The organism is Streptococcus sp. FSL K6-1323, from assembly GCF_038630745.1.
Lineage (GTDB): Bacteria > Bacillota > Bacilli > Lactobacillales > Streptococcaceae > Streptococcus > Streptococcus salivarius_D.
Genome location: NZ_CP152039.1, coordinates 222,407 through 247,554, shown reverse-complemented (window position 1 = coordinate 247,554; position 25,148 = coordinate 222,407). Strand labels below are relative to the sequence as shown.

Below are 25,148 nucleotides of genomic sequence, written 5' to 3'. Positions count from 1 at the left end.
GAAGAAGGGAAAGAAATGGTAAACTATCCCCATCAGATATCTCGTAAGAAAGCACAAGTACGTCCTAAAAAATCAAATAGAGTTGACTTTGCCAATCGGGGGATGAGCTTTGAATCTGCTATTAACGCGACTAATGATTACTATTTGTCGCGTGGTTTAGCCGTTATTCATAAAAAACCCACTCCTGTTCAAATTGTCAAAGTCGATTATCCCAAACGCTCACGAGCAAAGATTGTGGAAGCTTACTTTAGACAAGCCTCTACTACCGACTACTCTGGTGTTTACAAGGGATATTACATTGATTTTGAAGCCAAAGAGACACGACAAAAGACAGCCATGCCTATGAAAAACTTTCATGCGCATCAAATTGAGCACATGTCTCAGGTCATCAGTCAAGATGGGATCTGCTTCGTGCTACTTCACTTCTCGACGCTTAAGGAAACCTACCTTCTGCCTGCCAAAGACTTAATCGCTTTTTATCAAATTGATAAGGGGACGAAATCAATGCCTCTTGATTATATCAAAAAAAGAGGCTATGCAATTGCAGAAGCAGCTTATCCTCAAGTTCCTTATTTAGAAATCATTGAAAAATTATTAGGTGGTAACACATAATGGCTAAATTTAATTTCAACAACTTTAAAGAATCGCTGAGCGGTTTGACTAAACGTGCTAAAAACATCAAAGCCAAACGTTCAGATTCTTCTCGCTATAGCAAGGGAAAACGCTCAGCTACTTCAGACCAAAGCTTGGGCTGGCGTATTGCAAAATACGGATTTATTGGATTACTGACTTTCTTTGTAGTGTGTGTCATCTCTGGTGGTAGCCTCTTTGCCTACTATATTAGCAGTGTTCCTAAACTTACCGAGAACAAACTACAATCAACAAGCTCAAGTAAGATTTACGACGCCAATGGTAGCCTTATTGCTGACTTGGGAGCTGAGAAACGTGAGAGTGCATCCACAGATGAAATTCCAACAACTCTAGTTAATGCCATCACCTCTATTGAGGATAAACGTTTCTTCACACACCGTGGAATTGACGTCTACCGTATCATGGGAGCGGCTGTTAATAACCTTCGTCGTAGTAGTACCCAGGGGGGGTCTACACTCGACCAACAGTTGATTAAATTGGCCTACTTCTCAACAAACACTTCGGACCAAACCCTTAAACGTAAGTCACAAGAAATCTGGTTGTCTCTCCAAATGGAGCGTCAATTCACTAAACAAGAGATTTTGACCTTCTACGTTAACAAGGTTTATATGGGTAATGGTTACTATGGTATGAAGACTGCAGCTAAATCTTACTTCGGTAAAGACTTGAGCGACCTCTCTGTTGCCCAAGCAGCTCTTCTTGCCGGTATTCCACAAGCACCAACACAATATGACCCTTATGCTAATCCGGATGCTGCTAAAAAGCGTCGTAACACTGTTCTTAGTGAAATGTATGAAGACAAAAACATTTCTAAAGAAGAGTACGAACAAGCTAAAGAAACTGACATATCAGATGGTCTTCTTCCACTCACAAAGAAAGCTAGCTACGAGCCATATCTAGATAACTACATCAAACAAGTTATCGAACAGGTATCTACTGATGCCAATGCTGATATTTACTCAGCAGGTCTCGACGTCTACACTAACCTTAATCCTGATATTCAAAAATACATTTGGAATGTCTATAATACTGATGACTATATCTACTATCCAAATGATAGCTTCCAGGTTGCCTCTACTATTATTGATGTTACTAATGGTCGTGTTGTTGCTCAGCTAGGATCACGCCATCAGGATGAGAACGTTGCCCTTGGTACCAACCAAGCAGTCCAAACTGACCGTGACTGGGGTTCAACAATGAAACCTATCACTGACTACGCTCCCGCTATTGAAAAAGGTGTTTATACAAACACTGGTACGACTGTTTACGATAATCCTTATAATTTCCCTGGCTCTTCAACCCCAATTTACGACTGGGACCGTAAATATTACGGAAGTATATCATTGACCTATGCTATTCAACAATCACGTAACGTAACAGCTGTTAAAGCTCTTCAGGCTGTTGGTTTGGAATATGCACAGTCCTTCTTGAAAGATTTGGGTATTGAGTATCCAGAAATGTATTACTCAAATGCCATCTCATCTTCAACAACATCGTCAGATCCTAAGTACGGTGCATCAAGCGAGAAAATGGCTGCGGCCTATGCAGCCTTTGCAAATGGCGGTACTTACTATAAACCATCTTACATTAAATCAATCAAATTTGAAGACGGTTCAACAAAATCATTTGATTCTAAAGGTGTCGAGGCCATGTCGCCACAAACAGCTTACATGATGTCAAGCATGTTGAAACAAGTAATGACAGGTGGTACAGCGACTGAAGCTTATGTCCCTGGTACATTCAATGCTGGTAAGACTGGTACATCTAACTATGGTGACGATGAATACTACAAGGTACAAAAAGAAAGTGGCGTCTATGCTTATCTTATGGTTCCAGATGAAACTTTCGTTGGTTACAATACTAAGTATTCAATGGCGATTTGGACAGGTTACAAAAACCGTAAAACACCACTTCATGATTCAGACCTTGACATTGCTAAACAAATCTACGGTGTAACAAGTGGCTACCTTAACCAGATGTATGGTGCGGGTTCTGAAGATTTCGATATGCCTAGCGGTGTTTATAATAATGGTAGCTATGTCTTCCTTACTGGTTCTTCAACATCAAATGTTTACACAGGATCACTTGGAACATCTAGCTCATCATCAAGTTTAGACTCAAGCCAAAGCAGTGACTCATCAAGTTCACAAGATAGTCAACAGTACGGGCCTGATGCTTCAACAAATCCATCGACATCAGCTTCTAATGGCTCTGAACATTCAAATTCAAACACTGCTACAGCAGAAGAATAAGAACTAAAAAGGGTTATCCGAATGGATAACTCTTTTTTTACAGATAAATTTTAAAGAAGCTATGAAAAACCACTGGCATCATTTTCCAGTGGTTTCATATATTGTCTTATTTTGAAGCAAGGGCTCCCATTGGATCCCAAGGAGCAAGTACTTGTGGCTCTGCTTCATAGGCTGCTAATTCTTCAGCTGTGAGGAAGTCTTTACGGACAACGATTTGATAAGTGTATTCATCCATCCAGGCATCAGAAGCGACAAAGTAACCTTTTTGTCCGACCTTGTCTCCCCAAGAGTTTTCAACCTTCCATTTAACAGGTTTGCCATCGGCATCCAAATCAACCCCAGTCAAAACCATGGCGTGAGTCATGAGAGATTCACTGTAGTCCAAACGTCCTGCCTTGTCTTGAGTCAAGTTAATATCCATGCTAGCTGTAAAGTCGTAAACATTAGTTGCAAGAATACCTTTTTGACGGTCTGAGACTTGACCAACATCTGAACCAAACCAAACAGTCTCTCCAGCCTTCATCTGTGCAATGGCAAGCTCTTTGAAACGATCCATTGGAAGGTTAATATAACGAACACTTGGCGCACCTACAACATTACCCAACATCTCAACAGTATAAGATTTTCCGTAAGGTTTATCAGCTGTTGGAGCGTTGATAACTGACACATAGTCGCTGAGTTTTAGACCCACATATTTTTCAAAGAAAGCTTGTGGTGTGATATTTTTCTCAGATTGATAGTTGTCATCTTTATCTCGGTAGGCAAAATCAAACTGACGTGGTGGTAAACCAAGAATCATGGCAAGATAGTTGAAGATTTCTTGAAGAAGCTCTTCCTTCTTAGTTTGAACAGCAGCTTGATCAGCACCTCCAGCAATCAAATCACGCAAAATTTGAGCATCTTGACGAAGAAGCTTATTGAGGTATTGATTAAGCTCACGACTATTGCTTGAAGCTACAGATTCTGGATAAACTGATTTTGGTACAACACCATATTTTTCAAAAAGTGATACGACCATATCCCATTGTCCACCATCTTGTTGAGGGGTATCCAAAAGGAATTTAACCTTACGACTGCCAATCTCTTGACCTGCTGTAGCAATGATTTGTTCCAAGAACCAGTTTGATTTTTCATACTTGTCCCAGAAGAAGGTGTGGGCTTGAGAAAGCTCGAAACTTTCCAATTTGAAGTCTGAGATTAATTTGTGACGGAAAGTATTAAGAGCCGCAAACATCCAGCAACGTCCTGAAGCTTTCTGGTTAGACACCTCATCCTTAGTCAAATCGATTGAGAAAACATGGTCATTTTCAACTTCTGATTGACGTGTTTCGATGGATTTGAGCAAGCCATTGTGAGTTACAGCATTTTCGATAGCACTGTATTTGGCATTGGCCTCATAGTCTGCAAATAGTTTATCTGTGAAATCTGTTGATAGTGAAGTCATAAGATTCCTCCTTTTAAGCCTTATTCCTCTCTATTTTATCACTAATTTCTGAAAATTCAATTTAAAAATAACCCTAGGTTAAACCTAGGGTTATGACAATCTTATTCCACTTTATCAAATTGCGTTTCAGGTGCTGGTTTCGTTGGCTGACACGACATGATAAGGAGGACAATGCTTCCAATCAATGTGAATAAAGCTAAGAATGGTATAAGCCCTATATAACTTAGAAGTACCCAAGCCGGATGAAATCCTGCATCTCTTAAACGACGGATTTGTAGAGACAATTGAGGGATAAGTTCAATTAAGCTAAAAAGCATTAGTGGCCAAGCATAGGAGAAAATTATTTTTTGTAGTTCAGTCTGATTATTCAACAGAGCTGGGTCACTAAGATCAACATTACTGAAGAAAGGAATAAGAACACAAAAAACAGTAAGAATAGTAATAATAATGACATTAACTAAATAAGCCCACCAGAAGTCTGGACGAGTCGAACGGCCGCTAAAGTCAAAGGCACGCTTCCAAAAATCAATATAAGCTTTGATCATAACTCATTTCTCCTCTTATTTCCAAAAATCATCAAAAATGGTGATTGGCAAGTGACGTTTGTGTTGACCTTTACGCCACCAAGACTCAATCGTTTCCTGGGCTTTGGCTGAGACTTCTTTGCCTTCAAGGTAGTCATCAATTTCACGATAGGTCACGCCAAGTGCCACTTCATCAGCGATTCCTGGTTTATCCTCTTCCAAGTCAGCTGTTGGCACTTTTTCATATAGGGCCTTATCCGCACCAAGTTCTGCAAGAAGGGCTGCACCTTGACGCTTGTTTAGACGAAAGAGCGGCAAAATATCCGCACCACCGTCACCAAATTTTGTGAAAAAGCCCGTAAGGTTTTCAGCGGCGTGGTCTGTCCCAATAACTGCCCCACTATTTTCACCCGCGACCGCGTATTGGGTAATCATACGTTGACGGGCCTTGATATTTCCCTTGTTGAAGTCAGAAACGGTGACACCTGCTTTGGCAAGTTCAGCAACCTGACCATCTACAGCTTCTTTGATATTAACCGCAAGACTCACATCTGGCTTGATAAAAGCAAGAGCACGTTGGGCATCATCTTCATCTGCTTGGACACCATACGGTAAACGAATGGCAATAAACTGATAGTCTTTTCCTGTCTCTGCACGGAGCTCTTCAATCGCAAGTTGTGCCAGACGACCAGCCAATGTAGAATCTTGACCTCCTGAGATTCCCAAAACATATGTTTTAAGGAATGGATGTTTGAGCATGTAGGCCTTCAAAAAATCAACGGATTTTCGAATTTCTTCCTTTGGATCAATGCTAGGTTTAACGCCTAGTTGAGCAATAATAGTTTCTTGCAAAGTCATAATTTCTCCCTTTACTCTGACAAGTCATGGGCTTTCTTACGGACATTATCAATCAAGGTCATCTTGTTATCCCAGACATCTTTAGCCAAGTCAACTGGATAATCTTGAGGGTTAAGCACGCGCTTGTACTCATTCCAAAGTTCGTCCAATTCCTTAGTCGCATAAGCCTTGATTTCATCAAGACTTGGTAAGTCGTAGATTAGTTGCCCCTTGTCGTAGATTGGAACCAAGAGTGGCACTGCATCAAAATCACGAACCGTCTTATTGATGTAAGTATATGTTGGGTGGAACATATTAATTTCATCTAAAGCATTAACATCCGTATCTGCGAAAGTGATATAGTCACCTTCTGATTTGCCCTTAGCACGACTCGTAATACGCCAAACTTGCTTCTTACCTGGTGTCGAAACCTTCTCAGCATTATTGGACAACTTGATAGTATCATGCATGACTCCCTTATCATCTTCCATTGAGACAATCTTGTAAACAGCACCCAAGGCTGGTTGGTCATAGGCAGTGATGAGCTTAGTACCTACTCCCCAAACATCAATCTTAGCCTTCTGCATCTTCAAGTTAAGGATAGTATTTTCATCAAGGTCGTTTGAAGCGTAAATCTTAGCATCAGGGAAACCAGCTGCATCCAATTGCTTACGAACCTGCTTCGATAGATAAGCCAAGTCACCTGAATCAAGACGAACACCCAAGAAATTAATCTTATCACCTAGCTCTTTAGCGACACGGATAGCATTAGGAACACCAATCTTAAGGGTGTCATAGGTATCTACAAGGAACACACAGTCCTTATGAGTAGATGCATAGGCTTTAAAGGCGTCATAATCGTTGCCATAGGCTTGAACAAGGGCATGGGCATGAGTACCAGAAACTGGGATTCCAAAAATCTTGCCGGCACGTACATTTGACGTTGCATCAGCACCACCAATCACGGCTGCACGTGTTCCCCAGATTGCTGCATCCATCTCTTGTGCACGACGTGTCCCAAATTCCAACAGAGGAGCATCCTCAATGACAGAACGAATACGAGCTGCCTTGGTAGCAATAAGAATCTGGTAATTGAGGATATTTAGCAAGGCAGTCTCTACAAGCTGACACTGGGCCAAGGGACCTTCCACTTGGAAAATCGGTTCATTAGCAAATACCAAATCACCCTCAAGAGCTGAATTGATAGTCAACTCGAGTTTTAGGTTGGCTAGATAGTCCAGAAAATCCTCAGGATAACCTAAATCTTTTAGATAAGCAATATCAGTTTCTGAGAAGGTCAGATTTTCAAGATAGTTGACAATACGCTCCAGACCTGCGAACACAGCAAAGCCATTTTTAAACGGAAGTTGACGGAAATAAACTTCAAAAACGGCCTTTTTATTGTGAATACCTTGGTTAAAGTAAACCTGCATCATATTGATTTGATACAAGTCAGTGTGCAAGGTTAAACTATCATCTTTATACATGGAATTCCTCCAATCGAATAGGTACTTCTTTTTTTGTTATTAATAGCCTGTATATACTGACTATTATAGCATTTTTGAGCAATTGTCTCCACTTTTCAGAAAGTTAATTATTGTTTGGACTTTCCGATTTTTCTAATGCTTGTTTTGACAAAAAAGAGTAGCCTGAGGAGACTACTCTTTATTTCTATTCATATCTTAGGGACTCGACAGGGTCCATTTTACTGATTTTACGGGCTGGAAGGTAGGCTGACAGATAGCCCATCAAGAGTGAGAAACCAAACATGATGAGAATTGATGTCAGATTTAGGTCAAACACCTTGCTGACACTTGGGTAGAGATGTGAAACAATCATGTTAGCCAAGCTTCCAATGCCCTGCGATACAAGGAGGGCAAGAGCTAGTGAGATACCCGTAATCCAGAGGGCCTCATAAACAAAGATAGCTTTCACATCACGATTAAGATAACCGACAGCCTTCATAACACCAATCTCTTTTGAGCGTTGCATGATGTTAATATAGATGATAATTCCAATCATGACAGCTGAAACTAGGATAGCTTGTGACGAAAGGATAATCAAGAGGGCCTGAATCACACGAATGAATTTAATAATAACATCTAGGATGGCCTGCTGTGAAAGAACTAGATACTTCTTGTTTTTCTGCAATTTTTTAGTGACTTCCTTGGTCTTGGCTGGATCTTTGAGCTCCAAAAGCATGTAAGAGACTGTTTTGGTAAAGCCATTTTCTTTGAGTAATTCTTCCAATTGTTTAGCTGGCAGATAGCTATTGCTCTCTTCAGCATCCTCGCTGTCATCAACAATACGGACAATCTTAGTCTTGATATCAGCTACTTTAGTTCCCTCAGCAGTATTTTCAACAATCTGAGCCGAAATCTCTTTACCGATAAAGTCTTTAGCCTTGAGCTTCTTCCCTGTTTCTTGGTTGTAGCGTTTGACAAAACTCATCGGAAGGGTTAAGCCCTTTTCATCTTCAGATTTAAAAGGCTTCCCAGCTGAAATTTTATCCTTATCATTGCGAGATGTAGAGATTTTTGTGTTCTTGTAGAGACTAATAACCTGAGAATAGTTAGGAAGGTCCTTGCTGAAGTCCATGGTCTTGCCATCAAGGGTAAGACTTGCCATGTTCATTCCAAAGGGACTCTCCAAATACTTAATGTCATCACTCTTAATCTGGCTACGAATAAACTTCTCGTCATCCGCATTTAGAACCCCTCTGGCTGCTGATTTAGCACTAAGACTGATCTGAATCTGGGATGGAATATTGCCACCATCGGTACTGTCATTAATCATACCAACAATAGCATTTCCCAAACCAAAGGAAATCAAGACACCGATAAAACCAATGGAAGTTGCCGTCGCAATCAAAAGATTACGCCACTTACGTTCCATAAAGTTGTTCAATGACAATTTGAGTTTATTCTTGAGGGTCAACCCCTTATTTTTCGATTGTTTCAACGACTTCACCATCCTTCATTTTAATGACAACATCCGCATAATCCGCCACTTCAGGGTTATGGGTTACAATAATCACAGTTTTACCTGCCTCAGCTAGCTCTTTAAAAATTTCGAGAACATTTTCCTGAGACTGAGAATCAAGAGAACCTGTCGGTTCATCAGCCACAATCATTTCTGGATTATTGACTAGGGCACGGGCAATGGCCACACGTTGTTTTTGCCCACCAGAAAGCTGCTTAACATTTTTCTTGATAAAGTCTCCGATTCCAAGACGGCTGAGCTCCCTTTCCGCAATATCGACCATCTCTTTATCAGTCATATTTTTAACGTAAAGAGGCATCTTGACATTTTCAAGGACTGATTGATGAGGGATAAGATTGAAATTTTGAAAGACAAAGCCAATATGAGCCTTTCTAAAATAGGTCAAATCACGCTCTGAAAAATCTCGCATGTTTTGATTTTTGAAATAAAGATTTCCTTGATACTGACTATCCAAGCCACTAATAATACTAAGCAGACTGGTCTTACCACAGCCAGATGGACCGTAGATAGCAGTGATCTTTCCTGATGCAATCTCAAGTGTAACATCGTTCAAAGCGCGCTCTTGGTTCGTACCGTCGAGATTATAGTACTTTGAGATGTGGTCGATGGTTAAAATGGACATGATTTCCTCCGTAAATTTGATTTAGATTAGAATTTGATTAGTTTATATCTGATTATCTGCAAGAAAATTTCAAGCAAAATATCAGAAACACTTAACCAATCGCCTTCTAAAACGATACATTAATTATAAACATTAAATGATTATAAAAATAGTGACATAAATGTCACTATGGCATGAAAAAAGCCAAAGTCTTATAGACTTTGGCCTTAGTTTATTGACAATAAATACGAATAGCTTCTGCGAGAAAGGCGGCAGTACCTCTTCCTCCGACTTTATCGATAAAACTAGAAAAGCGATTATCTGTTTGATACATCTGACCTAGACCAGCTAATACCGTTTGGTCACATGGATAAAAATGCTGACTAATATAGTCTTGTAACACCTTTACTTGCTCCTGAACACTATCATCCCCAGGATTATACTCCTTGAGCTGTCCAAAGGTAGACATGATTGCAGTCATCTCTTTTGTAACTTCAGGGAAGGATTCCTCTCCTTAGCCGCAAAAGCTTGATAAGCTTCTGTCTGACCCCATCTAGCCTGAGCTTCTTCCTGAAAGGCTTTTACAGCTTTTTGATCAAATGCTTCAAATGACATTTCTTCTTCCTCCATTTGTAAGGCCTTGGCATGAGCTATGACGGCTTCCAACCGGGACTTTTTCAGCTCTAAGAGCTTAATCTGATCCCTAAGCGCTTGAACTTTGTCATAACCTGGTTGACCTACGATTTCCTTAATTTTTTTGAGAGGAAAGTCTAACTCACGGTAAAGCAATATTTCTTGCAAACGGACAACCGCATCGCGATTATAGTAACGGTAACCATTTTCAGCCACAACTGACGGTTTCAGCAAATCAATTTCGTCATAATAATGAAGGGTGCGCACACTGACACCTGATAGTTGGCTCACTTCTTTTACAGATTTCATTAGAACTCCTCTCTGATTAAGAGTATAGGCTATGACGTGGCGTGAGGGTCAAGAGGAAAAAGAGTATTTTTTTGAAGTTTACTATAATTTATTACTTTTCTTTTTCTGGCTTCGACGATGCAGTAAAGCTTGATTAATACGCTGTGTTCTCATATGCATTTGCCAAATGAGATAAAGCCAGATAATAATATAAACAAAAATGAAAACAATCCAGATAGCAGGGTTCGTTAAAGCCTCATACCAGCCTGATATCAGACAAGTCACTGTAAGTACAATCGCCGTCAACAAGAAATGCAAGACTACTCTTAATCTGTACGACATGCGGTCAAGCTCTTCCAAAATCCACGAGAGCATTCCCATTAAACCACTCATCATAAAGAGGGCTAAAATATTTCCTACACTAACTTTGGGATAGATAATCTGGGGAAATAATTGACCAAGTAAAAGGAGTGCAAGGTAAAAGAACGATCCCGTTCTCACGCCGGATACAAAATAAGCAATTAAACGTTTCATTGGTTCCTCCTACACCCCTAAATAATCCATCAAAGATTTGACATATTTTCGGCTGACACTAGACTTAACTCCACCTGTCATTTTAGCCATCATATTGCCAGAAAAACTATCTGATAAAGACTCCAAGTGGTCTATATTCATCACAGCATGACGTGATATCTGTAAAAAACTTCGACGATTGATGCGATGCTGAAAGTTTGTCAGTGTCTCTCTCATCGTATAGGTATTGTTTACGGTATAAATCGTTAACACATTCTTATCAATCTCAGCTAGGATAATGTCATCAATTTTTACCATAACCAAATGATCATCCGTTTTAATAGGAATCACCACTTGATTTACAACTGAAAATTGTTCGAGATAATCCATTACCTCTCGTGCTTGATCAGACAATCGCTCTGCTTGGATGACCACACAGGGATCCTTTGCCGAAATATCCGATTTTTCTTCAAAACGAAGTTTCATTCCTATTCCAACTCTCACTTATTTTTTCTGACTAGTTCTTTTCACTAAAATAATCCAAAGAATACTTGCTAGAAGAATATCTCCTAACACTATAAGGTAAGTATTTTCCTTTGTCAATAAACCTTGCCACTTGAGCTGAACGCCCATTTTTTCTTGAAACTCTTGAAGAAGGTTATCTTGACCTTTAAAGGTCTCACTTAATGTTTCTTTCATGAGGACTTTCCGATAAAGTGATGCAATATAAGTTGCTGGGGTACATTTCATTAGTAGTTGTGCAAAATCAGGTAGAACGCCCAAAGGTACATAAGTTCCTACCAAAAAACCAGAAGCTGTCCCCACTATGGTCGCAAACTTTCCAAGACTGTCTACGGATTGGAAAAAGTAAACAAAAATGGCATTCACTAAGCTAGAAAGCAGGCTACTAAGCATCATAATTAGGAGAAGTTCGTGTAGTATGTATAATTTTGGCACTTCTCTAAAATAGCTACACATCAGCACATACATAAGGACCTGCATGGCAAAAGAAATGCTGATTGCACTCGCTAGATACGAAAATGGTAACCGCCATTTCCCATGATTCGATAAATAAAGATCCTGATCTACTTGATGTTCACGGTCCTTTACCAACTGAGTCAGGGCAGCCAGACTCGTCGTTATCCCTGTCACAGCCAGCGTCCCGCTCATCAACCAATTATTTAATAAAGGACCACTATTGGGGAGTTCAGCCCAAGCATCTGTTAGATTTTTTTGAAGAAAAATAATATAAAGAATAAAGGAAATCAAGGCTCCCAACAAGGAGAAGAAAACTCCTGGACGATTCCTGAAGTACAATAAAAAATTTCGCTTTAGTAAGGCTAGCATTAGCGAACCTCCCTTCCTGTAAGTGCAATAAAGGCATCATCCATGGTCCCTGGACGAAACTCAAAATGGGCTATTCTATCTCTAACTTGTGCCAGGTAATCAATGGCTTCCCTTTCACTCTCAGGTTGAAAAACATACTCCAGTTGACTTTGTTGCTCTACTGACATTCCCGAAGTTTTAAGACTTTCTATCTGCTCTATCTCCTTGAAACGAATCTTCAAGATGTTTTTTGCATACTGGCTCTTAATATCTAATGCCGATCCCTGAGCAATCAATTTCCCATGGTCCACAATATAAATCTGATCAGCTTCATCTGCTTCGTCAAGATAATGCGTGGTCAGTACAACGGTCATTCCCTCTTCTCTCTGCAATTGATAGAGCAAATCCCAAATAGACTTCCGAGTTTGGATATCCAGACCTGTCGTTGGTTCATCTAAGAACAGAATATCTGGTTGTGAGAGCAAAGCACGTGCAATGTCAACCCGACGCTTTTGACCACCTGAAAGCGTCCCATATTTCTGCTTTTGAAAAGCTGATAGACCTAGCCGGTCAATGAGACTAGATACACGATTGGGTTTCAAGCCTTTATACTGTCTCGCACGAATGGCCAGATTTTCCCTAACCGTCAACATCTCATCTAAAACACTGGTTTGGAAGACCACACCAATCTTAGTACCTGGTTCATAGATGATTTCACCTTGCGTTGGTTGTTTCAAACCAATCAACATGGAAATCGTTGTTGATTTCCCCGCCCCATTTGGCCCTAGAATCGCATTAAACGTTCCCTTTTCAAACTGTAAGTGAATATTGTTTACGGCTAGATGATTTCCATATCGTTTACTGATGTTTTTAGCTTGTAAAATCATTTTTTCCCCTCCTTTTGATAGAACCAGTCTAGCAAAAAAGCCGTTTAAAAAACGGCTTTTAGGGATAAGTGGTTAAAACGAGAGTCTAAGTGGCGAGATGGAAGAGCTAAAAATCAGGAAGCTGTTCAAGAAATCATTACACACGATCCATTCTATCAAAATGAGATTGCCCAATATGATGTCATTGAATTTGAGGCAAGTAAGTATTGTCCTGAATTTAAAACTATCATCGGTAAACCTTTTGGCGATAAGTAACTAGATTTGGAAACAGTTAAAATCTATTCTTCAATACTAGTAAAACAGCTCCTTTCTATTTAGAAAAGAGCTGTTTCTTTAAAGAGAAACACATTAATGTCCTTTATTCTTGTCTCTTCGTTTTTGCTGTTTGCGTTCAAATTTCTCTTGTTTGAGCAATTGCTTTTGGACACTAGATTGATGTTTTGAAATCTTTTTCCTTTCCTCGTACTGCAACTGCAATAGTTCTTTCGACTTGGAAGAAACTTTCTGATTTACTTGTTTCTTCACAGCTCGCTGTAATCGTTTAGGATTCTTAATTTTTACATGTTGATTAGCTGTAGTCTCTGGACTAAAAGATAATTGGGTAAACTGAGTCTGTAAAATCTCTAGAATTTCATCATCTTTTGGCTCCTGACCAAATGTCACACGACAAACTTGATAAGATTCTCGATAAACTTGTTCGAACAAACCATGCCAAAATCCATCTTCAAAATAAACTGTCAATCCAATTGAAATTGTTTCCACGACAGCACCTCCTTAAATCTATCCCTAAGAATGGACAACCAAGGAGGAAGGTTACTGATAGGCTTGCCTACGTCTGGACTACCAACCAGAACTGTGTTTTTATCTTAGTTGGGACTATTATAGCATATTTATAATCTTATGTTATTGCTTCTTCAAATGCCTATCAAAAAAATGAATCGTAGCTAACCAAGAATCCTTGCTCTCTTTCATCAGTAAACGCCAATCTTTTCGATAGCGATGATTGGGTTGATGAGCCACTGTCAACATGTGACCTGTTTCATGGTATTTTTTAAATGTAATGTGGTGTCCTTTATAATATGAAACAATATCACCAATTGCTGACGAGGCATCCCATATTTCATCAACAGTACTTCCGAGCAATAAGATTGGTGAGTGCATTTGACCAATATCTATCCTAGCAGAGCAATCTTTAGGGAAGGATTTTTTTAAAAGTTTGCTGAACAGATAATCTCTAAGTCGAAACTTTTGATAAGGAAGTTCTTTTTGCAAATACGTCCAAGAAGAAGTATGGGAGTTCCATTTTCCTTTTATCCCTTCATACACCACATCAGAGGGTGAATTTAGTACCAAACATTGAACGTCATTAAAAATGCTCTCCTCAGCTAAAACTAACTCTGCTCCCTTAGACCGTCCATAGATTCCAATTCTTTCACTATCTACTTGAGGATGCTGACGTAGATAATCCTTTGCTTCCACAAGGCACTCTAAAGGAATACGTTCCAAATGTTTTGGCAACCCCTCTAAACCAAAGTAGGCAACTGCTAGGCAAATATAACCTCTAGAAGATAGAAGCTGAGCTATATTCTGTGCCTTTTCAATCCTTCCTTCACTACCGCTCACAATAATCAATGCTGGTGCTTTTATTGCCTTTTTATCATAAAAGAGTCTCCCTTGAAAATGTTTCTCGTAAATATCTTGATGACTAATTTGCGAACTCATATAATATCTTGTGAAAGTTCTCTTTGCGACGACAGTATTACCTTGTATAATTTTGATTTCCACAAAAAAGTGATCTAATAAGGGAATTTTAGAAAGAGAATTTGGAAGTTTCTTTTTCCTATTGGTCAAGGGTTTGGCATTAAAGAATAACCCCATTGTTGCAATGTCTTCATAAGAGCCAGAACAAGATGGAGTTTGTGAAATATCAATAATACCATTCTTATCTGATACAAAAGTCGCTGTTGATTTCCATAAAACATCATGAGCTAAAAGCATGGGAGCATTGATACAATAATAATCGGATAGAAACATTTCGACTCGATAGATTTCTCTTGGTTTTAAGCCATCGATGACAATATTAAAAGATTCGTCTGCTAAATCAGACTCTGAGATCAGTTCAATTTTTATATTCATATCTTCCCCTTTTTGTTAATGTGATTAACAATATAGTTTTTAAATTACCGTGATTTTTACCACGGTAATTCTTGCCATACCTTTTCAACATCATCCATCAGTTTCATAACCATTTGAAGGTCCTCATCACTATAGTTTTTTAAAACTGAAAAAATGGCTGTCTCAATATGTTCTTGCTGCTCTTTATGAATGTTAAAAACGTCAACCCCTTTTTGGGATAATATCAGATATTTATTTTTTTCATTATCCGGTGCAAATTCAAAAGAAACAAGGTCTTTCTTGGTTAAACGTCTAACACTCTGAGTAATGGCACTCCTAGAGACTTCAAGTAACTCAGATAATGTCACTAAATTCACAGGCTGATTCCGACCTATTAGGTCAATCAAATGGACTTCATTAATAGTGATTGATTTATCAATACTGTTCCGATGTTGATCTTTTTTCAACTGTTCAAAGGCTAAAACAAAACTATTAAAACGATTATTAAACTTATGCAGTTCTTTCTTATTCATAGTGTCCCTCTTTTTGTTAACAACATTAACAAAACTACTATTTCCTGTCAAGCTGAACCTAAAAAATCCTCCAGAGCTAGGCTCTGAAGGATTTATTTTTATTTAACAACAATATTAACGAGTTTATTAGGTACCGCAATCACTTTCACGATTTCCTTACCATCAATCTCTGCCTTGACTTTTTCATTAGCAAGAGCGACTTCTTGCAACTCTTCGCGTGAAAGGTCTTTCGCAACCATGAGTTTGGCACGAACTTTACCTTTGATTTGAACGACGATTTCGATTTCGTCTTCAACCAATTTGCTTTCATCCCATGTTGGCCAAGCTACATAAGAGATAGACTCACCTGTTTCTGCGACTGTTTGCCAGAGTTCTTCCGCCAAGTGAGGCGCAAATGGGGCGATCAATTGGATAAAGCCTTTGGCGTAATCCACATAGAGTTTATCTTCCTTGTTGGCAGCATTGACAAAGACCATGAGCTGAGCAATGGCTGTGTTGAATTTCATAGACTCGATTTGCTCAGTAACAGATTTAACAGTTTCGTTATAAACCTTGTCAAGAGCGCCATTGTTTTCCGCAACGATTTCTTTACTTGTAATCAAACGATAAACACGGTCAAGGAATTTACGGCTTCCTTCCAATCCTTCTTCAGACCAAGCGATTGAGGCATCAAGTGGTCCCATGAACATTTCATAGACACGAAGGGTATCAGCACCGTATTGTTCCACCACATCGTCTGGATTGACAACGTTCTTGAGGGATTTAGACATCTTGGCTGGTGCTTGCTCCAACTCTTCCCCTGTTTCCACATGGAAGAAGGAACCGTCACGTTTTTCAACCTTGTCAGTCGCCACAAGTGCGCCACGGTGGTCACGATAGCTTGTTCCCAAGATCATTCCTTGGTTAAAGAGTTTTTGGAATGGCTCTTTAGTCGGTACAACACCGAGGTCATAGAGGAACTTATGCCAGAAACGAGCGTAAAGCAAGTGAAGCACGGCGTGTTCTGCACCACCCACATAGATATCGACTGGCAACCATTGTTTGAGGAGGTCCTCATCGGCCAATTTCTCTGTGTTGTGTGGATCGATATAGCGGAGGTAGTACCAGCTTGAACCTGCCCATTGTGGCATAGTATTAGTCTCACGACGACCTTTGACACCATCCTCACGAGTCACTTCAAGCCAGTCTGTCAAGTTAGCCAATGGGCTTTCACCAGTACCTGAAGGGCGGATGTCCTTGGTTACTGGCAAGACAAGTGGGAGTTCACTTTCTGGAACAGCTGTTGAAGTCCCATCTTCCCAATGAATAATTGGGATTGGTTCACCCCAGTAACGTTGACGGCTAAAGAGCCAGTCACGAAGACGGTAAGTGATTTTTTCTTGACCAAAGCCTTTTTCTTCCAACCAAGCCACGATTTTAGCAATCGCTTCTTCTTTGTTGAGACCGTTCAAGAAGTCAGAGTTGACGTGAAGGCCATCTTCTGTGTAAGCAGCCTCTTCAACGTTTCCACCTTCCAACACTTCTACGATTGGAAGGTCAAACTGTTTAGCAAATTCCCAGTCACGCTCATCGTGGGCAGGTACGGCCATAACAGCACCTGTTCCGTAGCTGGCAAGAACATAGTCAGCAATCCAGATTGGGATTTCTTTACCATTGACAGGGTTGATGGCATAAGCACCAGTCCAAACCCCTGTTTTTTCCTTGGCAAGGTCTGTACGAGCCAAGTCTGATTTAAGGCTGGCTTGATGTTTGTAGTCAGCTACAGCCTCAGCTTGTTCAGGTGTTGTGATGGCATCTACCAAGTCATGCTCAGGAGCCAAAACAGTGAAGGTCGCACCAAAAAGAGTATCTGGACGTGTCGTAAAGACTGTGAATTCCTTGTCTGTCCCTTTTACTTTGAAAGTGACATTGGCACCAGTTGATTTACCAATCCAGTTGCGTTGCATGTCCTTGATAGACTCTGGCCAGTCAAGGTCATCCAAGTCATTGAGCAAGCGCTCAGCATAGGCAGTGATTTTAAGCATCCATTGGCGCATTGGTTTGCGAACAACTGGATAGCCACCACGCTCAGATGTTCCATCTGGAAGAACTTCTTCGTTGGCGATAGCTGTTCCCAATTCTTCAACCCAGTTTACTGGCACTTCAGCTTCATAAGCCAAACCTTTTTCGTAAAGCTTAGTGAAGATCCATTGCGTCCACTTGTAGTAGTTCGGATCTGTCGTATTGACTTCACGGTCCCAGTCGTAAGAGAAGCCAAGCGCATTGATTTGGCGTTTGAAGTTGGCAATGTTTTCTGCTGTGAATTCCGCTGGGTCATTCCCTGTATCCATAGCGTATTGCTCTGCAGGCAAACCAAAGGCATCCCATCCCATTGGGTGAAGGACATTGTAACCTTGCGCACGTTTGAAACGGCTGAGGATATCAGTCGCTGTATAACCTTCTGGGTGTCCTACGTGAAGACCCGCTCCAGATGGATAAGGGAACATGTCAAGCGCATAAAACTTAGGTTTTGAGGCATCTGTTCCTGTCTTAAAAGTGTGATGGTCAGCCCAGTATTTTTGCCACTTAGGCTCGATTTCTTTATGATTGTAAAAACTCATGGTTTCTCTCCAATATTCGTAATGCTTCTATTATAGCATTTTTGAAGGATTTTTAAAGATGATAAGGGAACTTTAAGAGGCAAATTCGCCTGAATCTATTTTGCACTTTTTTCATTCTTTTTAAGTTTTTTTGCGCTTTTATGTAACAAAAAAGCAAAAAGATGCTATACTAGTATCAGAAAGAAGGTGACTCATGTATCAGGAACAACGATTAGAGAAAATATTAACACTTTTGGAGGAGCGCGGAAACCTATCTGTTAAGGAAATGGTTGACGCATTAGGTGTTTCCAAAGACACTGTCAGAAGAGATTTCGACTGCCTCAGCCAGAGGAATCTGGCTCAGCGTACCCATGGTGGCATTCTCCCAGTAAAAAATACCACTGTTCTTGGCTTCCAAGAACGTCAGAAAGGACTCACTGAAGACAAGAAAAAAATAGCAGACCTAGCGCTTAGCTTGGTCAAAGACCAATCTCTCCTCTTCTTCGATGTCTCTACCCTGATGCTTGAAGTTTCACAAAAATTGACTAAGAGCGTCACTGTCTACTCCCACTCTTTGGACAATGCCTTGGTCCTAAGTGGCAAAGAAGAAATCGACTTTCATCTCTTGGGAGGAAGATTTTACAGCAAAAACCGCTTCTACTATTCGCTTCACGAGGCCCAGCTCTTGCAACATCTACAATTTGACTTAGCTTTCTTCGGAGCGGCTAGTCTCAGTCAAGGAGTGGTCAGCTATGAAGATGAAGAGGACGTTGCTGTCAAACAACTGGCCATGCAAGCTGCTAGAATCAAGATACTTATTGCTGAATCTGATAAATATGAAAAGCACTCCAAATATATCTTGGGCAAGATTGAAGACTTTGACTACTGGATTACAGATAAGAAACCTGATCCTGATTTGGTCGAGTCTCTTAAAGATAAAGTAACGATTTTATACGATGGAAAGGATAGCGACTATGAGTAATATTCGTTTGATTATCAGTGACATTGATGGCACTATTCTCACTAGTAACCACCAGGTAGATGAGCAACTGATTGAGGTAATGCCAGAGCTTGAAAAAGCAAATATTCCCTTTGTTTTAGCTTCTGCCCGTTCGCCACTAGGGATGCAACCAATTGCTCATAAACTGGGACTTCATGACAATCCCATCGCTTGCTACAACGGCGCCTTAGTACTTGAGGGTGATCGTACTATCATCCAACACCCTGTGGATAAAGCTGAAATCCAAGACCTTCTTAACTACTTATCCACAGATTATCCAAGTGTCTCTGTGAATATCTACTCTGGCAAGGACTGGATCACCAACGAACTAGACAAATGGTCTCAGTTGGAAGGAAGTATCACGGGTGAATCTCCTATTATTAAGGAACTGCAAGACACGGTCTCAGACTCAGAACCACCTATCCACAAGCTATTGTTGATTGATGAGCCTGAAGTTATCCAGGACCTCCACCAAAAACTCCTAAGCATGGATTTTCCACAGACAGCCTTCTACTTATCCAAAGATAACTACTTAGAAGTCACTGCCAAACATGTTTCTAAAGAACACGCTCTCCTTGAGGTTGCCAAATATTATGACCTTCCTCTTGAAGAAGTCATGACTATCGGAGATAACTTCAACGATAGTCCTATGCTAGCTCTAGCTGGCCTAGGAATTGCTATGGGCAATGCACCTGAAGGGGTTAAGGAAACAGCAAACTTAGTAACGGCTTCAAATGATGAGCATGGAGTCGCTCAAGCTATTAGAGAACATGTCCTAAACTAAGCTAATATCTAATGGTGGGAACAGCCTTTAATTGCCAACTCGAATTTTAGAACAAAAGGAAAGGTGCCCTAGAGGTGCCTTTCCTTTTTCAACGAAAAAAGCCTTCCTCTCTCGAAGAAGACCCAAATTTTCTAAAGATAAAGAAGGAGACCTAAAAGAATCCCAATGGCATAGCCTGCCAGAACATCACTAGGATAGTGAACACCACCTAGCACGCGCAAAAAAGCTAGAGCCCCCGCCAGAAAAAGCATGGCCCCACCTAGCCAGGGGTTAAGCGTCAGTGCCAACATAGCAATGACAGTCGCTGAGAAAACATGCCGACTGGGAAAGGACTTGCCCAGACTGTCCTTCTTAATAAGGGGTTGAATAGCCCAGGTCTGGTATGGACGCGGTCGATTATAGAGGCTACGACCAAGAGAAAGAAGGAAAAAGCCTCCCCCCATAATAAGCACTGTCATAGAGAGAACAAACCAACCATTCCTTAGCCATACCCAAATAAGAAATATAGGGAAAAGCAGGTAAAAAGTCCTAGTTATAAGCTTGTTCAACCCTTCTAAAACCTTAGCGTAAGAACGCAAAGGAGCGCTAATCCTATCGTAAAATCGTTTGTAATTCATCATCATCCGTTAGAAAAAAGGGAGTGACACAGAACTAAATTTCAAAAATCTAGCTTCTAGCCTCTCCCCTCAAGTTTAATGAGATAGTCTTCCAAGGTTGAAGTCTCTTAGCCCAACCTCTTTTTGTCTATCTTAAAGTTCAGCGATTTGGTAAAGTTCAAGTTCAGCAGCTGTTTCTGAACCAAACATATTAATCATGATTTTAACCTTGTTGTTTTCAATTTCTACAACACGGCCTTCTTGACCCATAAAGGCACCATCGATGATTTGAACCACGTCACCAACCTTGATATTAGTATCAAAGACATCAACGGTTTGACCCATTGAAATCAAGATTTGACGGATTTCTTCTTCCAAAAGTGGTGTTGGTTTAGAACGGTTACCGTGAGAACCAACGAAACCAGTAACGTTTGGAGTGTTACGAACAACGAACCATGCTTCGTCTGTCATTACCATCTCAACAAGAACGTAACCAGGGAAGCGGTTTTCTTCTACTTCTTTAACTTTACCGTTTTTCTCAACATTAACCGTTTGAGTTGGAATTTCAACACGCAAGATATTTTCAAGCATATTATAAGTTTGGGCACGTTGCAAAAGGTTTTCTTTAACTTTGTTTTCGTATCCTGAATAGGTTTGAAGGACGAACCAGCCCTTGTCGAATGAATCTAGCATTTTAGGATTCCTTTCTTTTTTCTAAATGACATTTAAACACCTTTGGCTAGCTATCTTCTAGATGCGAGTGTTAAATGTCAGTGAATGTCTAAGGTTTAATTCAAAGCGTAATAAAAAAGCCTGGTGGCCCTTGTTCTCGCTTTTATCTGCATTTATTATAACAAAAAAGAGCAGGCATTCCCACTCTTTTTGTGTTTTCTTTAGAAAAAGTTAATCAGTGCTGACATAGCGCGACTCAACAATTCATCAAATGCATAGATGATGACAGTGAAGAACGCAGTATACTCAAGAACTGAAATAAAATCGTGCCAGCGTTGTTTACGGTCTGGCCAAGTCGTGTCTTTCAAGACTTTGAAAATACTTCCAGTTTGTCTCACGGTGTCTCCTATCTTGTTTCCTTATGCAAGGTGTATTTTTTACAATGTTTACAAAATTTGTTAACTTCTAGTCGTGTTGGTTTGGGAGTGCTACTCACATTAATTGAGTAGTTTCGGCTCCCACATTCAGCACACGCTAGGCTTGCTTTTTTCTGTGCCATAACGCCTCCGTTCTTTTTATCTTACCACTTTTAAATGCAATTGACAAGCTATCTGAATAGACCTGAGAAGGAGTCTGTAATCTTATCCCAAAGGCTGCTTGCTTGATCTTTAACGTCATTCACAACGTCTGATGCCTTGTCTGTCCATGACTTGTTACTGCTATTGCGCGAGTCATTTGGATCTGCCGTATAGTCTAGTGTTTGACCATCAGCTGCATAGGCATTTTCAACGGTAAACTCAGTACCTGGTGTATTTGGCAAAACATCCGCAGCGATGTAGCTGAAAATCGTCGAAGCTGTTCCCGAGCTAGCTCCTGTTAGGTAGTGACTCTCGTCAGTCTTATCAAAACCAATCCAGGTCGTCATAACCACATCAGGAGTATAACCAATCACCCACTGGTCGCTAGTCAAATCCTTGTTAAATTCAGCCTGAACAGTACCTGTCTTACCTGCCATCGTATAACCTGTGTAGTTGGCATTCACAGCGGAACCATTTGAGAAGGTACCAAGCATCATGCTGGTCATCTGGTTAGCTACTGACTGGCTGATAACACGTTTAGACTTCTTACTATGGGTAGCAATAATGTCACCACTGGCATTTTCAATTTTAGTGATGAAATAAGCCGTGTTCATCTCACCACCATTAGCAAAGGTCGCATATGCCTGAGCCATTTGAAGAGGACTGGCTGTCACACCACCACCAAGTGAAATCCCCAGTTCTTCTGGAACATTGTCAAAGTTGAGACCGAATTTTTGACCGTAACTGATCCCTTTTTGAATACCGATTTGATTAAATAGGTAAACTGCTGGGACATTGTAGGAGTTGGCCAAAGCTTGATACATGGGGATATCCTCTGTCTCAATATCACCATAGTTAGTTGGGGTATAGCCGTTGTAGTCGATTGGTTTATTAGGGAGATCCTTGTTGATACTCCACCCTGAAGCCAAGGCCGGGGCATAAACTACCAAAGGTTTGATGGTCGAACCAGGACTACGCTTACCTTGGGTTGCATAGTTGAAATTACGGAAGGTTGTATCACTGGTACCACCTACACGACCTACTAGACCACGGACCGCTCCAGTTGTTGGATCAAGTGCCACACTAGCGGACTGGGCTGTACTACCATCACTTTCTGATGTAGGGAAGAGATAAGTATTTTCGTAGGTTTGCTGCATGTTAGCTTGTGAATTGGCATCCATCTCTGTGTAGATCTTGTAGCCATTTTTAACAATTTCATCCTCACTCAAGCCATAAGTTTTCGTAGCTTCTTCAATGACGGCATCGAAGTAAGACGGATACTTGTAGTCATCGCCAGTCCCTTGATAGGTATCATCCAGACGACTAGCCATATCAACTCCAGCCGCACTGTCGGCATCTGCCTGACTCAACTTCTTGTCATCAACCATGTTGGCGAGGACAGTGTTTCGACGGTTGGTCGCATTTTGGATATTATCGATTGGGTTGTAAATTTCAGGTCCCTTAAGCATACCCGCGAGGGTCGCTGCTTCATCAACGGTTAGATTGGCAGCACTTGTCCCGAAGTATTTTTGGCTGGCATCTTCAACACCCCAAACCCCATTTCCAAAGTAGGCATTATTGAGGTACATGGTAAGGATTTCTTGCTTGCTGTATTTCTTGGTTAATTCCAAAGAGAGGAAGAATTCCTTGGCCTTACGAGTGACTGTCTGTTCTTGTGTCAAGAAGGCATTTTTAGCCAACTGTTGGGTAATGGTCGAACCACCACCAAAGCGTCCCATGGACACAATGGCCAAGAGGAATCGCTTGACGTTAACCCCGCTATTTTCATAGAAGGTACGGTCCTCAGTTGCTATGACAGCGTTCTCCAAGCTATCACTAATGGCATCCAGCTCCACATAAGTCCCTTTTTGCCCTGACAAAGAACCAGCTTGATTACCTTCTTTGTCATAGATAACCGTCGTAGCTTTCAAGGCATCTTGAAGATCTGAAACATTGGTCGTCTTGGCAATATAGAAAAGGTAGGAACCAACTGTCAGAACCAACATAGCTACCAAGATAAAGAGAATTTTACCAATATGATAGCGACGCCAGAAACGGCGAATAGGATTTCTTGGCGAAAGTGTAAACTTGCTCAAGAACGCCTGAACCTTACCTAAAGGTTTGGTCGTATCAATAGGTTTCTTTTGCTTAGAACGTTGATAACGTGACGTCTCTTGACTTTCCTGAGACATATCTAGGTCTTCAACAGCTTGTTCAACCTCATCAGGTTTCTTAGCAAAGAGTCCCTTTATCTTATTTTGTAAATTCTTCGATTTTTCAGCAGGTTGGGAATCCTTGCCCTTTCCGCTATTTTCTTCTTTAAAAAGTTTGTTTTTTAGATTATCAAAAAATGTCATAACCCTATTATACCAAGTTTTTACAGATTCTGTCCTCTTTTAAACGTTCATGATATAATGAAACCATGACTTTACACGTAGAAATTATCAATCCCTATCCTGCAACAACTGTCAAAGACTTGCTAGAAACTAAGCTCCTCATTCCTCGTAAGATCCGTCATTTCCTACGCACGAAAAAGCACGTCCTCATCAATGGAGAGACTATTAATTGGCAGAGTCCTGTTGAAAAAGGTGATAAGATTAGCCTGACCTTTGATACAGAGGACTACCCTGAAAAGATTATCCCTATGGGAAATGCCAGTCTGGTAGAGCCTCTCTATGAGGATCAGCATCTCATCGTGGTCAATAAGCCTGAAGGAATGAAGACGCATGGTAATGAACCCACAGAAATTGCTCTACTTAACCATGTTTCGGCCTATTGTGGGCAAACCTGTTACGTCATTCATCGACTAGACATGGAAACTAGTGGAGCTGTGCTTTTCGCAAAAAATCCCTTTATCCTGCCAATTCTCAATCGACTCTTGGAAGATAAGAAGATTCAGCGCCAATACTGTGCTTTGGCTGAAGGTAAATTTCAGACCAAGGAGACTGTGTACAAAGACAAGATTGGACGCGACCGCCATGACCGTAGAAAACGAGTGGTTGATCCTAGAAAAGGGCAGGTTGCCTATACAACCATCACGCGCCTCAAAGCCTTCAAAGGAGCTAGTCTGGTCAACTGCCAACTAAAAACCGGTCGGACCCACCAAATTCGTGTGCATTTGGCCCACCATGGGCATGCCATTCTGGGGGACCCTCTTTATAGCCACCGACCCGCATCTCGACTTATGCTCCACGCCCACACCCTTAGTTTCACCCATCCCTTAACACTCGACAAAATCACTGTTAAGGCGAGCTCAGACAGTTTTGAACAAGGGTTGAGAAATCACAAATAATAGAAGTAGGCTCATTCTCAAGCATAGTGCGAAAGGATTA

Annotated in this window: 24 protein-coding genes and 2 pseudogenes; 6 read left to right on the top strand and 20 right to left on the bottom strand. The window is 40.7% G+C overall.

Annotated features, from left to right (window positions below):
* Positions 1–15: 15 nt before the first annotated feature.
* Both recU and pbp1a read left to right on the top strand, forming a co-directional pair.
* Entirely contained in the window at positions 16–612 is a 597-nt protein-coding gene (recU, locus tag NST80_RS01340) for a Holliday junction resolvase RecU (protein ID WP_045769236.1), read from the top strand.
* A complete protein-coding gene (gene pbp1a, locus NST80_RS01335; protein ID WP_183138089.1) occupies positions 612–2,903 on the top strand; it encodes a penicillin-binding protein PBP1A in 2,292 nt (763 codons plus the stop codon). The genes recU and pbp1a overlap by 1 nt, the downstream gene beginning before the upstream one ends.
* Positions 2,904–3,009: 106 nt before the next feature.
* On the opposite strand, the gene pepC is transcribed toward pbp1a, so the two are convergent.
* From pepC to NST80_RS01280, 11 genes and pseudogenes are all read right to left on the bottom strand, one after another.
* Positions 3,010–4,347, bottom strand: a complete 1,338-nt coding sequence (gene pepC, locus NST80_RS01330; RefSeq protein ID WP_002886499.1) for an aminopeptidase C — start codon at positions 4,345–4,347, stop codon at positions 3,010–3,012.
* A 101-nt stretch (positions 4,348–4,448) separates the two neighbouring features.
* Positions 4,449–4,892 carry a DUF805 domain-containing protein gene (locus tag NST80_RS01325; protein WP_002886497.1) on the bottom strand — a complete coding sequence of 148 codons (444 nt, stop codon included), beginning with the start codon at positions 4,890–4,892 and terminating at the stop codon, positions 4,449–4,451.
* Positions 4,893–4,907: 15 nt separating this feature from the next.
* Positions 4,908–5,729: an ammonia-dependent NAD(+) synthetase gene (nadE, locus tag NST80_RS01320; RefSeq protein ID WP_002886496.1), complete on the bottom strand. Its 822-nt coding sequence runs from the start codon at positions 5,727–5,729 to the stop codon at positions 4,908–4,910.
* An 11-nt stretch (positions 5,730–5,740) separates the two neighbouring features.
* Complete coding sequence (locus NST80_RS01315; protein ID WP_002886494.1) at positions 5,741–7,195, bottom strand: nicotinate phosphoribosyltransferase; 1,455 nt, start codon at positions 7,193–7,195, stop codon at positions 5,741–5,743.
* Positions 7,196–7,379: 184 nt separating this feature from the next.
* Positions 7,380–8,681: an FtsX-like permease family protein gene (locus NST80_RS01310; RefSeq protein WP_080562482.1), complete on the bottom strand. Its 1,302-nt coding sequence runs from the start codon at positions 8,679–8,681 to the stop codon at positions 7,380–7,382.
* Positions 8,650–9,333, bottom strand: coding sequence for an ABC transporter ATP-binding protein (locus NST80_RS01305; RefSeq protein ID WP_002886489.1), 684 nt, complete (start codon positions 9,331–9,333; stop codon positions 8,650–8,652). The genes NST80_RS01310 and NST80_RS01305 overlap by 32 nt, the downstream gene beginning before the upstream one ends.
* Before the next feature lie 211 nt (positions 9,334–9,544).
* A pseudogene (locus tag NST80_RS01300) lies at positions 9,545–10,254 on the bottom strand (MerR family transcriptional regulator).
* Between the two features lie 81 nt (positions 10,255–10,335).
* Positions 10,336–10,767, bottom strand: a complete 432-nt coding sequence (locus NST80_RS01295) for a DUF3021 family protein (RefSeq protein ID WP_037610676.1) — start codon at positions 10,765–10,767, stop codon at positions 10,336–10,338.
* Positions 10,768–10,776: 9 nt separating this feature from the next.
* Positions 10,777–11,232 (bottom strand): LytTR family DNA-binding domain-containing protein, encoded by a 456-nt coding sequence (locus tag NST80_RS01290; protein ID WP_002886486.1) that lies wholly within the window; start codon positions 11,230–11,232, stop codon positions 10,777–10,779.
* Between the two features lie 18 nt (positions 11,233–11,250).
* A complete protein-coding gene (locus NST80_RS01285) occupies positions 11,251–12,093 on the bottom strand; it encodes an ABC transporter permease (protein WP_183138088.1) in 843 nt (280 codons plus the stop codon).
* Positions 12,093–12,959 carry an ABC transporter ATP-binding protein gene (locus NST80_RS01280; RefSeq protein ID WP_070849290.1) on the bottom strand — a complete coding sequence of 289 codons (867 nt, stop codon included), beginning with the start codon at positions 12,957–12,959 and terminating at the stop codon, positions 12,093–12,095. The genes NST80_RS01285 and NST80_RS01280 overlap by 1 nt, the downstream gene beginning before the upstream one ends.
* A 102-nt stretch (positions 12,960–13,061) precedes the next feature.
* On the opposite strand from NST80_RS01280, the pseudogene NST80_RS01275 reads away from it, so the two are divergent.
* Positions 13,062–13,214: pseudogene (locus tag NST80_RS01275) on the top strand (GTP cyclohydrolase); the annotation flags it as partial.
* 93 nt (positions 13,215–13,307) lie between these two features.
* Here the strand turns inward: NST80_RS01275 and NST80_RS01270 are convergent.
* The 4 genes from NST80_RS01270 to leuS all read right to left on the bottom strand — a co-directional run bounded on the left by NST80_RS01270 (position 13,308) and on the right by leuS (position 18,207).
* Positions 13,308–13,721 (bottom strand): YjdF family protein, encoded by a 414-nt coding sequence (locus NST80_RS01270; RefSeq protein WP_070849287.1) that lies wholly within the window; start codon positions 13,719–13,721, stop codon positions 13,308–13,310.
* 141 nt (positions 13,722–13,862) lie between these two features.
* Positions 13,863–15,095: an acyl-CoA thioesterase/BAAT N-terminal domain-containing protein gene (locus NST80_RS01265; RefSeq protein WP_070849284.1), complete on the bottom strand. Its 1,233-nt coding sequence runs from the start codon at positions 15,093–15,095 to the stop codon at positions 13,863–13,865.
* A gap of 56 nt (positions 15,096–15,151) precedes the next feature.
* Complete coding sequence (locus NST80_RS01260; RefSeq protein ID WP_070655672.1) at positions 15,152–15,607, bottom strand: MarR family transcriptional regulator; 456 nt, start codon at positions 15,605–15,607, stop codon at positions 15,152–15,154.
* Between the two features lie 98 nt (positions 15,608–15,705).
* Complete coding sequence (leuS, locus tag NST80_RS01255) at positions 15,706–18,207, bottom strand: leucine--tRNA ligase (RefSeq protein ID WP_070847119.1); 2,502 nt, start codon at positions 18,205–18,207, stop codon at positions 15,706–15,708.
* 193 nt (positions 18,208–18,400) lie between these two features.
* Between leuS and NST80_RS01250 the strand changes: the two genes are divergently transcribed.
* Positions 18,401–19,168 carry a DeoR/GlpR family DNA-binding transcription regulator gene (locus tag NST80_RS01250; protein ID WP_070847121.1) on the top strand — a complete coding sequence of 256 codons (768 nt, stop codon included), beginning with the start codon at positions 18,401–18,403 and terminating at the stop codon, positions 19,166–19,168.
* Positions 19,161–19,970 (top strand): Cof-type HAD-IIB family hydrolase, encoded by an 810-nt coding sequence (locus NST80_RS01245; protein ID WP_118172035.1) that lies wholly within the window; start codon positions 19,161–19,163, stop codon positions 19,968–19,970. Before NST80_RS01250 ends, NST80_RS01245 begins: the two co-directional genes overlap by 8 nt.
* A 131-nt stretch (positions 19,971–20,101) precedes the next feature.
* Here the strand turns inward: NST80_RS01245 and NST80_RS01240 are convergent, their stop codons facing one another.
* The 5 genes from NST80_RS01240 to pbp2a all read right to left on the bottom strand — a co-directional run bounded on the left by NST80_RS01240 (position 20,102) and on the right by pbp2a (position 24,173).
* Positions 20,102–20,590, bottom strand: coding sequence for a phosphatase PAP2 family protein (locus tag NST80_RS01240; RefSeq protein WP_118172034.1), 489 nt, complete (start codon positions 20,588–20,590; stop codon positions 20,102–20,104).
* Between the two features lie 129 nt (positions 20,591–20,719).
* Entirely contained in the window at positions 20,720–21,259 is a 540-nt protein-coding gene (nusG, locus tag NST80_RS01235) for a transcription termination/antitermination protein NusG (protein WP_002883644.1), read from the bottom strand.
* Positions 21,260–21,459: 200 nt separating this feature from the next.
* The gene (gene secE / locus NST80_RS01230; protein ID WP_002883656.1) at positions 21,460–21,636 is read right to left on the bottom strand and encodes a preprotein translocase subunit SecE; all 177 of its coding nucleotides are present in this window, start codon (positions 21,634–21,636) and stop codon (positions 21,460–21,462) included.
* 8 nt (positions 21,637–21,644) lie between these two features.
* The gene (rpmG, locus tag NST80_RS01225; RefSeq protein WP_002886472.1) at positions 21,645–21,797 is read right to left on the bottom strand and encodes a 50S ribosomal protein L33; all 153 of its coding nucleotides are present in this window, start codon (positions 21,795–21,797) and stop codon (positions 21,645–21,647) included.
* A 48-nt stretch (positions 21,798–21,845) separates the two neighbouring features.
* Positions 21,846–24,173, bottom strand: coding sequence for a penicillin-binding protein PBP2A (gene pbp2a / locus NST80_RS01220; protein WP_014633641.1), 2,328 nt, complete (start codon positions 24,171–24,173; stop codon positions 21,846–21,848).
* Positions 24,174–24,238: 65 nt separating this feature from the next.
* Here pbp2a and NST80_RS01215 point away from each other — a divergent pair, with 65 nt between their 5' ends.
* Positions 24,239–25,108, top strand: a complete 870-nt coding sequence (locus NST80_RS01215; RefSeq protein ID WP_118172033.1) for an RluA family pseudouridine synthase — start codon at positions 24,239–24,241, stop codon at positions 25,106–25,108.
* Positions 25,109–25,148: the final 40 nt, after the last annotated feature.